The sequence below is a fragment of the Mammaliicoccus sp. J-M40 genome (genome assembly GCF_022386395.1).
In the GTDB taxonomy this organism is placed as follows: domain Bacteria; phylum Bacillota; class Bacilli; order Staphylococcales; family Staphylococcaceae; genus Mammaliicoccus; species Mammaliicoccus lentus.
The window spans coordinates 34399-48945 of sequence record NZ_JAJNIQ010000013.1 but is presented as its reverse complement, the minus strand read 5'-3'; the positions used below and the strand labels follow the sequence as shown (position 1 = coordinate 48945).

Sequence of the window (14547 nt, the reverse complement as noted above, 5' to 3'; positions counted from 1 at the left end):
TTATAGTTCCTCCAATTTATTATAAAAAGTTTCATACGTATCAATTAATGATCCAGTGTCTTCTCTATATACATCTTTATCAAAGTTTTCATGAGTATCTTTATCCCATATACGGCATGTATCTGGAGATATCTCATCTGCTAACAAGATTTTGCCGTCAGCTGTATACCCAAACTCTATTTTGAAATCCACTAATAAAAGATTTATTTCTTCCATGATTTCACTTAAAACTGTGTTAACTTGTAATGCCTTATTTTTAATAACTTCTAATTGTTCTGTTGTAGCAATATTTAATAGTTCTACATGGTCATCTGTAATAAGCGGGTCATTTAATTCGTCTTTCTTATAAAACAATTCTAGTAATGGCTTTTCAAATTGATGTCCTTTTTCAAAACCAAGTCTTTTGCAAATGGAACCAGCTGCTACATTACGTACAACTACTTCTAATGGAAATATTTCTACTGCTTTTACTAATTGTTCCGTATCTGATAGTTTTTCAACAAAATGACTTTCGATGTCTCTTGTTTGCAAAATTCCAAAAATTTTAGATGTAATAAGATTATTTAAACGACCTTTACCAGTCATTTCATCTTTTTTTGCACCGTTGCCAGCTGTGACTTCATCTTTATATTCAATTCTTAAAATATTTTCTTTCTCGGTGTTAAAAACTCTTTTGGCTTTTCCTTCATATAATAGAGTCATTTAATTGTTCCGCCCTTCAAACAAATTGTTAAACATCGCTTCATCTTTATTTAAGTCTTCTGTTAATTTTGTGATATGCCCCATCTTACGATTTTTTTTATTTACTTTTTTACCGTACAAATGAACGTGCCATTCCGGATGTTTGTAAAAAGTTTCATATAATAAGTTCACATCTTGACCTAATAAATTCATCATAATCGCTGGTTTCAATAATGAGATTTGCTTAGGTAAGTGCCATCCAGCCACAGCAAGAATATGTGTATCGAATTGAGAATAATCACAAGCTTCTATTGAATAATGACCTGAATTATGTGGTCTCGGTGCAATCTCATTAACAAATAAATCTTGATCGTTTGTTACAAAAAATTCGACTGTAAAAGTTCCTACAAAATGGAGCTTAGTCATAATTTTTTTAACTTCTTCTATTGCTTTGTTTTCTAAATCTACTCGTGCTGGAACAATCGTTTTGTATAATATTTGATTTCTATGTTCATTCTCTTGTAGTGGAAAATAAACTGTTTGATCGTATATATCACGTGTTGCCGTAATAGATACTTCTTTATTAAGGGAAATAAACTTTTCTACAACGCATGGTGTATCAGTGACTAATTTGCGTGCTTCTTCTAGTTCGCTCTTTTCACGTATAATTAACTGACCTTTACCGTCATATCCACCAAAACGCGTTTTGATTATAAATGGAAGTCCAATTTCATCAATAGCTTCCTCAAGATCAGATATTTCTTTAACTTCTATAAAAGGAACAATATTTACGTTTGCTTCTTGTAATGTTTGTTTTTCAGTTAATCTGTCTTGTAATAAAGCTACTGTTTCACTTCCTTGAGGAATATTAAATTGGTTAGAGAGTGTTTCTAATTGATGTGCATCAATATTTTCAAATTCGTAAGTAATTACTTTTGAAATTTCACCTAAACGTTTAAGGGCTAAATCGTCTGAATATGCCGCATTGATAAATTCATGTGCTACATATTGAGCTGGACAATTCTCGTCAGGATCTAGTATTGCAACTTTAAACCCCATTTTTTGTGCCGATTGTGCCATCATCTTTCCTAGTTGGCCGCCACCTACAATACCTATCATGTCACCTGCTTCAAGGTTATAATAAGTCATTTTGCATTTCCTCCACTTTATCAACTAAACTTTCTTCATATTTAACTAATTGATGTCTAACTTTATTATCGTGCATACCTATCATTCTAGCTGCAAGAATGCCAGCATTTTTACTACCTGCTTTACCTATAGCTGTTGTAGCAACAGGAATACCCCCTGGCATTTGAACTATAGATAATAAAGAATCTAGACCTTTTAAACTTTTAGATTCTATTGGCACGCCTATAACAGGAGCAGTCGTTAATGACGCTACCATTCCTGGTAAATGAGCTGCACCACCGGCACCAGCAATAATAATATCTATGTTATTTTTTGTTGCACTCTTAGCATAATCGACCATTTTTAATGGTGTTCTATGAGCAGACACGACTTCTTTTTCATATTCAATACCAAAATAATCAAGCATGTCACATGCTTCTTTCATGATTGGCCAGTCGGAAGAACTACCCATTATTACTGCCACTTTCATCTTTGTCACCCTTTCAATTAGTTGAAATGTTAAAGTTTTATTGTGTATATTACAGATATAGCATAACAATTGATTTTGCTATTTTCAATGGAAAAACGAACATTTTTATATTTTTATACAAAAATATTTGATTTATGTTCGTATTAACGACATAATTTACTATGTAAACAATGTTAAAGTTCGATTTATAATTTAGGAGGATTTATATGTCAGCAAAAATATTAGATGGTAAAGAGATTGCAAAAGCATACAGAAGTGGTCTACAAAGTGAAGTGGAAAAATTAAAAGAACAAAATATCGTACCTAAACTATCTGTTATTCTTGTTGGAAATGACGGTGCGAGCCAGAGTTATGTTAATTCTAAAAAGAAAGCAGCTGAAAAAATTGGCATGATTTCTGAAATAGTACATATGGATGAATCATCTTCGGAAGAAGAAGTGTTAAATGAATTAGAACGCTTAAACAATGATGATTCAGTGAGTGGTATATTAGTTCAAGTACCTTTACCAAAGCAAGTATCAGAGGCAAAAGTACTAGAAGCCATTAACCCAGATAAAGATGTAGATGGTTTTAATCCTATCAACATAGGAAGATTATATACTGGTGAGCGTACATTTATTCCATGTACTCCATTAGGTATAATGGAAATATTAAAACATGCTGATATAGACTTAAAAGGTAAGAATGTTGCTGTTATAGGCAGAAGTCATATAGTTGGGCAACCAGTAAGTAAATTATTAACAGATCAAGATGCTACCGTTACTTTATTACATTCCAAATCAACAAATACAGAAGAAGTTCTAAAGCAAGCTGATGTTATCGTTAGTGCTGTTGGACGTGTACATCTTGTTACAAAAGATTTAGTAAAACCAGGAGCAGTCATTGTAGATGTTGGTAACACACCAGATGAAAATGGAAAACTGAAAGGTGACGTAGACTTTGAAGCAGTAAAAGAAGTTGCGAGTGCTATTACGCCAGTACCAGGTGGTGTTGGTCCATTAACGATTACAATGGTATTAAACAACACACTGTTAGCTGAAAAATGGAAAAATAATATAGAATAAGAAAAAGCCTTAACGCTTTGTTGTACAGAATGATTACAACTGGCGTTAAGGCTTTTTTAATTAATTCACTTTTGTTCGTATTATACGTTTGTAATACTCATTTTTGGACCGAATGGTTCGAAGTTAACATCTGATTGACTAATATTTAATTTAGCAAATTCATCGAATATTGTATCCATAAATAATATACCACCACATAAATAAATGTCAGTATTTTCATTAATCCAATGTTGTAAAGAATCGCTTGTTAAATATCCGTCTCTTAATTTCAAATGATAAGTTACATCGACGTTATCATATTTTTCGTTAATTTCTGTAAGCTCAGTTTTAAACGGAACATCTGCTTCACTTTCATTAACATGTACAAAATGTACTTTTTTTCCTTTTTTAGCTTCATCTTCTAACATAGCAAGCATTGGCGTAACACCTGCACCAGAAGATAATAATAACAATTCTTTACCAGCTTCTGAATTCACTTTAAAGTCCCCTGCTGGTGCTGAAATTTCAATACTATCACCTATAGAAGTATTATCGTGTAATTCATGTGACACGATACCTTTTTTCTCTCCTGTACCTTCTTTTTTAACAGCGAATTTTAATGTTCCATCATTTTCTACAGAATAAAGAGAATAGTGTCTTAATGCTAGATTTTCATCATTTTCAGGCTTCACACGCACTGTTATATATTGTCCAGCTACTAATTCTGGTATTTCTAATGCAACTTCTGGTTCTACTTCAAATGATTTCATTGTCGTACCTTGATTTAAAATATTCGTAATTTTAAACGGTTGGAAACCATCCCAAGCTGCTTTTTCATACATTTCTTTTTCCATTGAAATAAATACACTTGCTATTTCACCATATGCTTCTTCCCATGCATTCATAATTTCATCTGTAGCTGCATCTCCAAGTACTTCTTTAATAGCTTTTAATAAGTATTCCCCTACTATTGGATAATGCTCTTCTTTAACTTGTAAAGCACGGTGTTTATGTGCAATTTGATTAACATTAGGAACGATAGCACCTAAATTATCAATATGTTTTGCAGCCGCTAAAACTGTTTGTGCTAAAGCTGTTTGTTGTTTACCTTGTTTTTGGTTAGATTTGTTGAAAATGTTCAATAATTCAGGATGTGCTTCAAACATTCTTGTGTAAAATACTTTTGTAATTTCAGTTCCGTGCTGTTCCAATACAGGCACTGTTTGTTTTACTATTTCTCTAGTTTGTTCTGATAACATCAGAAGGCCCCCTCTTAAAGATATATTTTAAATACATCTTTAATTGTAAATAGTTTCACAATGTAATTCAATAAATTATCAGTTTGTTTACAAAATTGTCATTTTTATATTTCAATCTGAATTGTTGGTAAAGTTATAAATAATAAGTATAATAAGTATATTATAAGGAGGTCTGACCTATGAAACTCACCCAATATACGGATTATTCATTACGAGTTCTCATGTACCTTGCTCAGCAAAAGAAACAATCTCAAATAGAAGAAATAGCAAACTTTTATGGTATATCTAAGAACCATCTAACAAAAATTGTTCATCAACTTGTTAAATTAGGTTATTTAAAATCAGTCAGAGGTAGAAATGGCGGAATTACGCTTAATTTATCACCTGAAGACATAAATATCGGTACACTTGTTCGACAAACAGAAGAACATTTCGAACTAGTCGAATGTTTCAATATGGAAACGAACACTTGCCCTATAGCTCTAAATTGTGGCCTCAAAGGTGCACTCCACCACGCATTAAATGAATACCTCAAAACGCTAGATCAATATACTTTAAGTGATATCGTACCCAAAAATAATCTAAAAGATACACTCTACACTCCTTAATAGTAGATATCGGTCTTAAGGTCGATGTAAATGTTACAAGTTTGCGATAATCTTGTAACTATAAGGAAATCAACTTAAAAAAATGTTATCCTTTCCTTATAACCTTACAACAAAGGAGTACATAATATTATGATGAATAAATTAATACAATCATTAACTGTCTTAGGTGTTTCTGCAACACTTGTTACACCTTCCCTAACTGCAAACGCAACTGGAAACAGCTTACCTGAAATTAAAGGTGTTGAAGGCGACGTAGTTGAAAAAGGCTCTGACTATGATTTATTAAAAGGAATTAAAGCATTTGATAAAGAAGATGGAGATTTAACTAAAAAAATAAAAGTAACTGGCGATGTTGATACTTCAAAATTAGGAAAATACAAAGTTCAATATAAAGTTACTGATTCTGACGGTGCTTATAGAACGAAATGGCACTATGTTTATGTAGTAGAAGAAGGTTCATTAAATGGGTCAAAAGATAAAGCTTCTAAAGATAAAAATAAAGAAAAAGCAGAAGTAGCATCTAATAAAGAAATTTCTAAAAAAGATTTAGATGAAAATATGCCACTAATTACTGTCCCAACTAAAGACTTAGTGTATCAAGGTGATAACTTTGATCCTATGAAAGGCGTTAAAGCTTTAGATAAAAAAGATGGTGATATAACTGATAAAGTAACTGTTAAAGGTGATATCGACACTTCAAAAACAGGTTTACAATACATTACTTATCATGTAAAAGATTCAGATGGTTACTATTACACGTATAAACGAGGCGTGTATGTTAACGACGGTGACTTAGCACCTAAACCTGAATTAACAGGTGTTAAAGATATTACAGTAAATAAAGGTGAAGACTTCGATTTACTTAAAGATGTTAAAGCAAAATCTAATTCTGGCGATGATTTAACTTCAGACATCGTTACAAGCGGTGAAGTTAACACAAATAAACCAGGTAAATATAAAGTTGGTTACGCTGTATCAGATAAAGACGGACATATTACAGCACAAGGTAGAACAATTACAGTAAAATAATATTCTAAAAAGAAAGACTTCTAAAAATTAGAAGTCTTTCTTTTTATCTCTTTTATTTATGTTTTTTATAATATAAAATTGTATATACAAACTTTACTAAATTTAAAGAAAAATCATTGAAATTATTAATAAAAAGGGAAAATTTATTATTTCCTTATTCAATTCAAAAAGTACACAAAAATTTAACAATTAGGTTAAATAGCGTCATATCAAAGCTAGAGCAATGCATTTATTGGAAACAATGCTTACAAGGCTTTAAATAGCCTTGTAAATATGGATAAATCCTTTAAAATTAAGGTCTAGCCATATATATAGGTATATAGAAAATGGGAGGTAAAAAACGTGGCAAAGTTAAAGTCAATACTTCTCATGTCAACGCTAGGTATTTTACTTAGTGGTTGTTCAAACTTAGAAGTATTAAACCCTAAAGGACCCATGGCGGAAGATTCACATTTCTTAATTATTTTCTCAATTATTATGATGGTCTTCATTGTCGTAGTGGTCTTAATTTTGTTTTTAATATTTATCATTAAATATAGAAAAACAAAAAATGTAACATCAGGTACAATGCATCACAATCTCATTTTAGAAGCAGTATGGTTTATTATTCCTGTTATCATATTAGTGATATTGGCTGTACCTACAGTTAAATCTCTATATAACTATGAAGAAGCACCAAAATCAGAAGACGAGCCCGTCGTTATTTATGCAACGAGCGCTGGTTTCAAATGGTTCTTCAGTTATCCAGAGGAAAAAGTAGAAACAGTAAATCACGTAACGATACCAGAAAACCGTCCTGTATTATTCAAGCTACAGTCAATGGATACAATGACTAGTTTTTGGGTACCTCAACTAGGTGGTCAAAAATATGCCATGACAAGTATGACTATGGATTGGACTTTAGAAGCAAATGAGACAGGTACTTTCAAAGGTAGAAACTCAAACTTTAATGGTGAAGGTTTCTCAAGACAAACATTTAACGTAAATTCAGTAAGTAACGAAGATTACGATAAATGGGTATCTAAATCGCAAAAACGTAAAACAATAGATCAAGATACATTTGATCATCAAATTCTTCCGACAACAAAGAATCAGGAACTTACTTATAGCGGAACACACTTAGCATATGTAGATCCAGCAGCAGACCCAGAATACATCTTCCATGCTTATAAACGTTACCGTTATGAACCAAAAGATCCAAACTTCTATGATGAAAGTGAAGGTGTAACTGAAAAACCAGTTCTCCCTCCACGTAAAGTTACGGTTACTAACCCTAACTACGAACGTCATGGAATGAAACCTATGATTCTTAAAAATAACGAGAAATATGATAGTGAATTCAAGAAAGAAGAAGAACATCATATGGATGAAATGGAAAAAATATCAGAAGATGCAAAAAATGAAGATGAAAAAGGAAACAATCAATCTTCTAATAAAAACCATGGAGGTGACAAGTAATGAATTTTCCATGGCATGAACTCATCATCCAAAGTGACTGGATGATCACAATGGCACAAGTTCTACTTGTATTAACAGGTATATGCGTTGTTGGTGGTTTAACTTACTATAAAAAATGGAATTGGTTATATTCAGAATGGCTAACATCTGTCGACCATAAGAAAATTGGGATTATGTATATTATTTCTGCTATCCTAATGTTCTTCCGTGGTGGTGTAGATGCTTTACTTATTCGTCTACAATTAATGACACCAGACAATACATTACTAGAGTCACAGCACTATAACGAAATCTTTACAACTCACGGTGTAATCATGATTATCTTTATGGCTATGCCATTCTTAATCGGTTTAATGAACGTGGTTGTTCCATTACAAATTGGTGCTCGTGACGTTGCATTCCCTATGTTAAATAACTTGAGTTTCTGGTTATTTGCTGCAGGAATGGGATTATTCAATATTTCATTCGTACTTGGCGGTGCGCCAGCTGCTGGTTGGACAAACTATGCACCATTAGCAACTGACTTCAGTCCAGGTACTGGGATTAACTATTATTTAATTGCAATACAAATTGCAGGTATTGGTACATTAATGACAGGTATTAACTTCTTTGTTACTATCCTTAAATTACGTACTAAATCAATGAAATTTATGGAAATCCCTATGTTTACAATAACGACTTTAATTACGTCATTAATAATTATTCTAGCTTTCCCTATTTTGACTGTCGCACTTGCTTTAATGACATTTGACCGTTTAATGGGAACGAGCTTCTTTGAAATAGCAAATGGTGGTATGCCTATGTTATGGGCAAACTTCTTCTGGGTTTGGGGTCATCCTGAAGTATATATACTTGTATTACCTGCATTTGGTATGTTCTCAGAGATTATTCCAACATTTGCTCGTAAACGTTTGTTTGGACATCAAAGTATGGTTTGGGCAACAGGCGGTATTGCATTCTTAAGTTTCTTAGTTTGGGTTCACCATTTCTTCACTATGGGTAATGGCGCATTAGTTAACTCATTCTTCTCAATTTCAACTATGTTAATCGCAATACCAACGGGTGTTAAAATATTCAACTGGCTATTCACCCTATTTAAAGGTCGAATCACCTTTGAATCACCAATGTTATTCGCTTTAGCGTTTATCCCTAACTTTACTTTAGGTGGAGTAACAGGTGTTATGCTAGCAATGGCAGCAGCTGACTATCAATATCATAATACGTATTTCTTAGTGGCACACTTCCACTACGTAATTATTGCAGCTGTAGTATTCGCTTGTTTCGCTGGTTTAATATTCTGGTATCCAAAAATGTTTGGTTACAAATTAAATGAAAAGATCAACCAATGGTTATTCTGGACATTTACATTAGGCTTTAACCTATGTTTCTTACCACAATTCCTATTAGGTTTAGATGGTATGCCTCGTCGACTATATCAATATGTACCTGAAGATGGATGGTTCACATTAAACTTCATCTCAACAATCGGTGCATTCTTGATGGGTATTGGATTCTTAGCATTAATTTGGAACGTAGTATACAGCTTCGGTAGAGCAAAACGTGAAGCTACAGGCGATAACTGGGATGGCTTAGGTAGAACATTAGAATGGTCTACTGCATCAGCAATTCCACCACACTATAACTTTGCTATCACACCTGAGTGGTATGACACTGAAACGTTTGTAGAAATGAAACAAAATGGCAAACATTATCTTGATAATAGAAATTATGAAGATATTCATATGCCTAACAATACACACGTTGGATTCTGGATGGCAGTTAGTTTCTTATTCGGAGGTTTCTTCTTAGTATTTGAAACTTATATACCTGCACTTATATTCTTATTTGGTGTTATTGCATGTATGTTTTGGAGAAGTTTCGAAGAAGACTATGGCTACCACATTCATGCTGAAGAGCTAGAAGAAAATGAAGCAAAATTACGCGAATTACGCGAACAAGAACTTAAGGAAAAGGAGGACAATAAAGATGAGTAATGAGCAACATAATACAATTGATACTGTTAATGAAACAGGCCAATTAAATAAACTCGGATTTTGGGTCTTTCTTACTGCTGAAATTGCGTTATTCGGTACATTATTTGCAACATTCCTAGTCTTACAAAAAAGTGGTTCTTATGGTGGCGCTTCAACGCCTGAACTATTTGAATTACCTTTAGTCATGATAATGACATTCTTACTATTAGTAAGTAGTTACACATGTGGTATAGCTGTTTACTTTATGCGTAAAGAAAATGTTAAAATGATGATGATTTGGATGATTATTACCGTTTTACTTGGTGCAGGATTCGTTGGATTTGAATTATATGAATTTACCCATTATGTAGGTGAAGGTGTTACAGCTCAATTAGGTTCATTCTGGTCTGCGTTCTTTATTTTACTAGGAACACACGGACTTCACGTAACTGTAGGTATATTCTGGATTTCAGGAGTTTTAATCCAAATTGCTAGACGTGGTTTAAATGAACATAACGCACCTAAAATTTTCATAGGTAGTTTATATTGGCACTTCCTAGATGTTGTATGGATCTTTATCTTTACACTAGTTTATCTTGTAGGGATGGTGAGTGGATCATGAATAAAACAGTCGTAAATCATACAGTCGGTTTAATATTCTCAATTGTACTTACATTGTTAGCTGTTTACGTTATGTTATACACTGGCATGTCTCTACAAGTAAGAACTTCAATTATTGTTGGATTTGCTTTTATTCAGGCACTTGTACAATTGTTAATGTTTATGCACTTAACAGAAGGACGAGACGGTCGAGCAACTGCATTCAAAGTACTCTTCGCAGTAATCATTACTTTAATTATTGTAATCGGTACTTATTGGGTTATGGTTGGTGGACACAGCTCTCACCTATAATAAAAATCTAAGTTTAAATAAATAAAACAGTCGCAGTTCTTACTAATAAGAACTGCGACTGTTTTTTGTAAATCAATTACATTATAAGATTTTCAAAGTCTTTACTTATTTCAGCTATTTTATCGGTATTATTTGTTTCTCTGAAATAAATAATAGCTTTCTGATACATTTCAATTGCCTTTCTCCTATTTTTCTTTGTTTTATATAATTCTGCAAATTGTAAAAATCCATTACCCATAATTTCAAAATCATATCTAACGAGATTTGCTTCAATATCTCTTAATAATATCATTGCTTCCTTATTGTTATCTGACTTAATATAATTACAAACATTTTCTATACTTTTTTTAATATACATAACCTTTACTTTTGCCCCCACTTATAATTCATTAATGCTATTATTGTAATCCCTCTATTTATAAAACTCAAGGTAATAAAACACGCCATTAGCTTTACATGCAACTAATGGCGTAATTATCTCTATTAAATAATATTTATATTAAACTTGTTTCATAATCTTCACGAGTTAATGGAGCGAATTCGTTGTAAATATCTAATAATTTAACTTTCTCATTTTCCCAATTATATATTTCTTTAGCTACTTTAGTATTTTCACTCATTTCACTTCTTAATTGAGGGTTTTTAACAAGTTTATTAACTGCTTCTGCTATTTCATTTACATTATGTGAATCTATTACAATTCCTGTATTTGTTTCTTCTACAACTTTCTGAATTTCAGGAAAGTCACAACTCACAACTGGTACATGTGCCATCATATATTCAAATAATTTATTTGAACTAGCTGAATAGTGATTAAAACATATATTTTGTAATACTTGAAAACCTAAATAAGCTTCTCTCGTATAAGAAGGTAATTGTTGAAATGGAACTTTATCAAGAAAATGTATTCTAGAGGACTGAGCCGATTGTTTACTTTGATCTTTTAACGATTGTGTTAGCTTACCTCCGCCTATAAATAGCAAATGCCCTTCTTCTATTTGATCCATAGCTTCTATTAATAGTTCAAGCCCTCTACCTTGTTGTAATCCACCTTGATATAGTAATATTTTTTCATTTTTCGAAATACCTATTAATTCGTGTAAATTTATTTTAGGTTTATCTTGAATATCATATTTTTCAGAGTAATTATATAAAGTCTTCGGATAAAAATGATATATTTTTTCGTTATATGCTGCTCTTGTATGATTCTCTACAATCATTTGATCAACAAATTTAAGCATATATGATTCAATCTTTTTAATTTTTTCTTTATTATAGCCTGTTCTATCTGATTGTACTTCGTGACTATCATAAATGAGTGGTTTCGGTTTAAACCTCAATTTAGAGCAGACAATTGCTTGTGGTAATGTATTTAAATCATTAGCATGATAAATATCGGCATTTTGTATATAGCCTTTTACAATCATTCTTATGATAATCGCACTGTTTATAAACCACTTTCTCACTTTTTTAAATTTAATCATTCCAGCCGCTAATAATAAAGACATTAAATATGCAGACATTAATGTGAAGCTGACATAAAATAAACTTGGTATTATAGCAATTTGCACACCTGCAACTACAAGTAAAAATTTCTTTCCATAATCTTGATAAGCTTGTAGTATCCAAGGATAACGTTTTACTCTATGTAGTTTGAACCTTTCAGATATTTCTTCATAAGCTGTAATCATTGGGTTTTTCGGGTCATTTATTGCAATTAGATCAACATTATATCCTGTTTCAGCTAAAGTAGTACATTCTCTATTGACCCTTGCATCATTCGTAAAATGATTCCACACAAACATTGTTACTTTCTTCATTCTATTACCCCATTTAAAATTGAAATAATTAAATTATAAAATGCCTACTTGAAATAGCATAACGTATATCCAAGCGACGCTGAGCATGCCTATCATTGCTAATAAACTTATAGGTCTTTTCTCTTTATGAACATCTTTTTCATTTACTTCTTTTTCTCTTTGTTGCTGGATTTTTATACGTTTATATTCTAACTGCTCTTTTTTAGATTTCTTTTTAACTTTTTGTATGAGATTAACATATCTTTTAACTACTTCTTGTACTTCTCCATATGCAACCATTTCACCGTAATGAATCCATATTGCTTTTTTACACATTTTCTTAATTTGACCTGCAGAATGTGATACAAAAAAGATTGTTTTACCTTGTTCTTGTAATTCATGCATTTTTTCAATACACTTATTAGAAAATGTTTCATCACCTACTGATAATGCTTCATCGACAATCAAAATATCAGGATCAGTATGAATCGCTATTGCAAAGCCAAGTCTTGATTTCATACCGCTAGAATATGACTTTAAAGGTTGATAAATAAAATCATCTAATTCACTAAACTGAACTATATCATCAAATTTTTCATTGATTTCTTTTTGAGACATACCATGCATCAAACATTTATAATGTATATTCTCTTCACCTGTGAAATCGGGATTCAAACCTGCACCTATAGCAATTAAAGATGGCTTACCATTTGTATAAACTGTGCCTGATGAAGGTTCGATAACCCCACCCAATATATTTGATAAAGTTGATTTTCCTGAACCATTTAACCCTATTATTCCAACTGATGTACCTTCTTCAACTTCAAACGAAATATCATGAAGAGCATAATATGGTTTTGATTTATAACTTAATCCAAACGTAAATAATGATAATAATTTATCTTTTCTACTAACATTTAAGTCATATACTTTAGATACATTTTCACATTTGATTTTATATGTTTGTGTCATGCGTCTCACCTTTTCTTAAAAAAGCAATTAATTTTTTAATATTGTCTTCCCATATTAAGTGTTCATCCCTATATTTTTTCGCATTTTCGGATTTTTGAATTAATGATTTTTCATTACGCTTTAATGATTCTATTTCATTAACAATTGTATTAACGGAACATTGTTTTCTCGCAAATCCTAAATTATATTTTTGAATAATCGCTTCTGTAGGACCGCTAATATTAGATATAGGCGGTGTCCCTACACCGATTGAATCTATAATTTTACCTGGCATAACGTTCATAAAAACTTCAGATGATTCTAATATAGAAAGTGAAACATGATGTTTTGCTATTTCTTTTAAACACTCACTTCTACCTAAAGGTTTCTGTAATTGAATGTATGGTAATTCACGGACTGCATCTCTAAATTTAGTAGCTTGTACACCATACACGATTGCTGTTAAACTAATTTTCTTTTCATTTAACTTTTTGCAAATCTCTATTAACTGGTTTACATCTTGAGCATATCCAATATTTCCAGTATATATAACACTGAAATCACGATACTTTTCTTCTGTTTTCAATTCAGTTTTCGATAAACCATTAGGTAAATAAAATATAGGTATTTTTGTTTTTAATTTTGACTGAATATGAGATCTAAATGCTTCATTATTTATAACAATTTTGTCTGCTTCATTATACATTTTTCTTTCTAGATACTTAAGTAATGGCATAAATAGACTAATATTAACGTGTTTTAATCCATTTACACTATCTGGCCATAAGTCACGAATTTCCAGAACATAAGTTGGATGTTTACTTTTTTTGAAAAATAAAGTAGCCCAAGCTAAAAATATATTAGGACTTGATACATAGACATAGTCATAATCTTTATCATGCATTTTCAAGTAAATTCGAAGACGCATATATTGTTCAATATAATAAACCAATCTCATAATAAAGTTGCTATTTTGTTTATTACCGTGCATTTTCATTCTTATAATTTTACTATGTTCTAGTTCATTTAAATCTTCATCTGTAAAATATGAACTATCTTGAAACAAATCTCTATTTGGATATGTTGGTTCAGTTGTTAACATCGTTGGATCTGCGCCTTTAGTTTTAAAAGCTTTAAACATCATTCTCATTCTATTTGCAGCAGAACCAAGTTCAGGATAAAAATTTTGTGAAATCATAAGTAATTTCTTTGTCAT

15 protein-coding genes are annotated in these 14547 nt (G+C 31.6%); 7 read left to right on the top strand and 8 right to left on the bottom strand.

The features are described 5' to 3' along the window. Genes purC through purE form a run of 3 tightly spaced genes read right to left on the bottom strand, consistent with a single transcriptional unit; the run spans position 1 to position 2299 of the window. On the bottom strand, positions 1 to 702 hold the full coding sequence (gene purC, locus LQ688_RS12285; protein ID WP_218729672.1) for a phosphoribosylaminoimidazolesuccinocarboxamide synthase: 702 nt from the start codon (positions 700 to 702) through the stop codon (positions 1 to 3). Then, positions 703 to 1830: a 5-(carboxyamino)imidazole ribonucleotide synthase gene (gene purK, locus LQ688_RS12280; RefSeq protein WP_218729673.1), complete on the bottom strand. Its 1128-nt coding sequence runs from the start codon at positions 1828 to 1830 to the stop codon at positions 703 to 705. Further along, entirely contained in the window at positions 1817 to 2299 is a 483-nt protein-coding gene (gene purE / locus LQ688_RS12275) for a 5-(carboxyamino)imidazole ribonucleotide mutase (RefSeq protein WP_016999659.1), read from the bottom strand. The genes purK and purE overlap by 14 nt, the downstream gene beginning before the upstream one ends. 206 nt (positions 2300 to 2505) lie before the next feature. Between purE and folD the strand changes: the two genes are divergently transcribed. Next, positions 2506 to 3363 (top strand): bifunctional methylenetetrahydrofolate dehydrogenase/methenyltetrahydrofolate cyclohydrolase FolD, encoded by an 858-nt coding sequence (gene folD / locus LQ688_RS12270; RefSeq protein WP_016999658.1) that lies wholly within the window; start codon positions 2506 to 2508, stop codon positions 3361 to 3363. Between the two features lie 80 nt (positions 3364 to 3443). Here the strand turns inward: folD and LQ688_RS12265 are convergent, their stop codons facing one another. Continuing rightward, positions 3444 to 4601, bottom strand: coding sequence for a globin domain-containing protein (locus LQ688_RS12265; RefSeq protein WP_218729674.1), 1158 nt, complete (start codon positions 4599 to 4601; stop codon positions 3444 to 3446). Between the two features lie 179 nt (positions 4602 to 4780). On the opposite strand from LQ688_RS12265, the gene LQ688_RS12260 reads away from it, so the two are divergent. The 6 genes from LQ688_RS12260 (at position 4781) to qoxD (ending at position 10581) form a co-directional block, all read left to right on the top strand. Next, positions 4781 to 5209 carry an RrF2 family transcriptional regulator gene (locus LQ688_RS12260; protein WP_016999656.1) on the top strand — a complete coding sequence of 143 codons (429 nt, stop codon included), beginning with the start codon at positions 4781 to 4783 and terminating at the stop codon, positions 5207 to 5209. Between the two features lie 129 nt (positions 5210 to 5338). Continuing rightward, on the top strand, positions 5339 to 6238 hold the full coding sequence (locus LQ688_RS12255) for an immunoglobulin-like domain-containing protein (protein WP_147641056.1): 900 nt from the start codon (positions 5339 to 5341) through the stop codon (positions 6236 to 6238). A 342-nt stretch (positions 6239 to 6580) separates the two neighbouring features. Next, positions 6581 to 7696, top strand: coding sequence for a cytochrome aa3 quinol oxidase subunit II (gene qoxA / locus LQ688_RS12250; RefSeq protein WP_147641057.1), 1116 nt, complete (start codon positions 6581 to 6583; stop codon positions 7694 to 7696). Beyond that, positions 7696 to 9690: a cytochrome aa3 quinol oxidase subunit I gene (gene qoxB / locus LQ688_RS12245; protein ID WP_064211317.1), complete on the top strand. Its 1995-nt coding sequence runs from the start codon at positions 7696 to 7698 to the stop codon at positions 9688 to 9690. The genes qoxA and qoxB overlap by 1 nt, the downstream gene beginning before the upstream one ends. Further along, positions 9683 to 10291, top strand: a complete 609-nt coding sequence (gene qoxC / locus LQ688_RS12240) for a cytochrome aa3 quinol oxidase subunit III (RefSeq protein WP_016999652.1) — start codon at positions 9683 to 9685, stop codon at positions 10289 to 10291. The genes qoxB and qoxC overlap by 8 nt, the downstream gene beginning before the upstream one ends. Then, positions 10288 to 10581, top strand: a complete 294-nt coding sequence (gene qoxD / locus LQ688_RS12235; RefSeq protein ID WP_016999651.1) for a cytochrome aa3 quinol oxidase subunit IV — start codon at positions 10288 to 10290, stop codon at positions 10579 to 10581. The genes qoxC and qoxD overlap by 4 nt, the downstream gene beginning before the upstream one ends. A gap of 76 nt (positions 10582 to 10657) precedes the next feature. Here the strand turns inward: qoxD and LQ688_RS12230 are convergent, their stop codons facing one another. From LQ688_RS12230 to LQ688_RS12215, 4 genes are all read right to left on the bottom strand, one after another. Further along, positions 10658 to 10939: a hypothetical protein gene (locus LQ688_RS12230; RefSeq protein WP_016999650.1), complete on the bottom strand. Its 282-nt coding sequence runs from the start codon at positions 10937 to 10939 to the stop codon at positions 10658 to 10660. Positions 10940 to 11075: 136 nt separating this feature from the next. Then, entirely contained in the window at positions 11076 to 12401 is a 1326-nt protein-coding gene (locus tag LQ688_RS12225) for a glycosyltransferase (protein WP_214269798.1), read from the bottom strand. A 33-nt stretch (positions 12402 to 12434) separates the two neighbouring features. Then, positions 12435 to 13352 carry an ABC transporter ATP-binding protein gene (locus tag LQ688_RS12220; RefSeq protein ID WP_064205021.1) on the bottom strand — a complete coding sequence of 306 codons (918 nt, stop codon included), beginning with the start codon at positions 13350 to 13352 and terminating at the stop codon, positions 12435 to 12437. Beyond that, positions 13336 to 14547, bottom strand: coding sequence for a glycosyltransferase family 4 protein (locus LQ688_RS12215; protein WP_239752831.1), 1212 nt, complete (start codon positions 14545 to 14547; stop codon positions 13336 to 13338). Before LQ688_RS12215 ends, LQ688_RS12220 begins: the two co-directional genes overlap by 17 nt.

Coding starts and splice junctions, on each gene's coding strand:
- purC (WP_218729672.1), bottom strand. CDS start 702: ATGACTCTATTATATGAAGGAAAAGCCAAAAGAGTTTTTAACACCGAG.
- purK (WP_218729673.1), bottom strand. CDS start 1,830: ATGACTTATTATAACCTTGAAGCAGGTGACATGATAGGTATTGTAGGT.
- purE (WP_016999659.1), bottom strand. CDS start 2,299: ATGAAAGTGGCAGTAATAATGGGTAGTTCTTCCGACTGGCCAATCATG.
- folD (WP_016999658.1), top strand. CDS start 2,506: ATGTCAGCAAAAATATTAGATGGTAAAGAGATTGCAAAAGCATACAGA.
- LQ688_RS12265 (WP_218729674.1), bottom strand. CDS start 4,601: ATGTTATCAGAACAAACTAGAGAAATAGTAAAACAAACAGTGCCTGTA.
- LQ688_RS12260 (WP_016999656.1), top strand. CDS start 4,781: ATGAAACTCACCCAATATACGGATTATTCATTACGAGTTCTCATGTAC.
- LQ688_RS12255 (WP_147641056.1), top strand. CDS start 5,339: ATGATGAATAAATTAATACAATCATTAACTGTCTTAGGTGTTTCTGCA.
- qoxB (WP_064211317.1), top strand. CDS start 7,696: ATGAATTTTCCATGGCATGAACTCATCATCCAAAGTGACTGGATGATC.
- qoxC (WP_016999652.1), top strand. CDS start 9,683: ATGAGTAATGAGCAACATAATACAATTGATACTGTTAATGAAACAGGC.
- qoxD (WP_016999651.1), top strand. CDS start 10,288: ATGAATAAAACAGTCGTAAATCATACAGTCGGTTTAATATTCTCAATT.
- LQ688_RS12230 (WP_016999650.1), bottom strand. CDS start 10,939: ATGTATATTAAAAAAAGTATAGAAAATGTTTGTAATTATATTAAGTCA.
- LQ688_RS12225 (WP_214269798.1), bottom strand. CDS start 12,401: ATGAAGAAAGTAACAATGTTTGTGTGGAATCATTTTACGAATGATGCA.
- LQ688_RS12220 (WP_064205021.1), bottom strand. CDS start 13,352: ATGACACAAACATATAAAATCAAATGTGAAAATGTATCTAAAGTATAT.
- LQ688_RS12215 (WP_239752831.1), bottom strand. CDS start 14,547: ATGACAAAGAAATTACTTATGATTTCACAAAATTTTTATCCTGAACTT.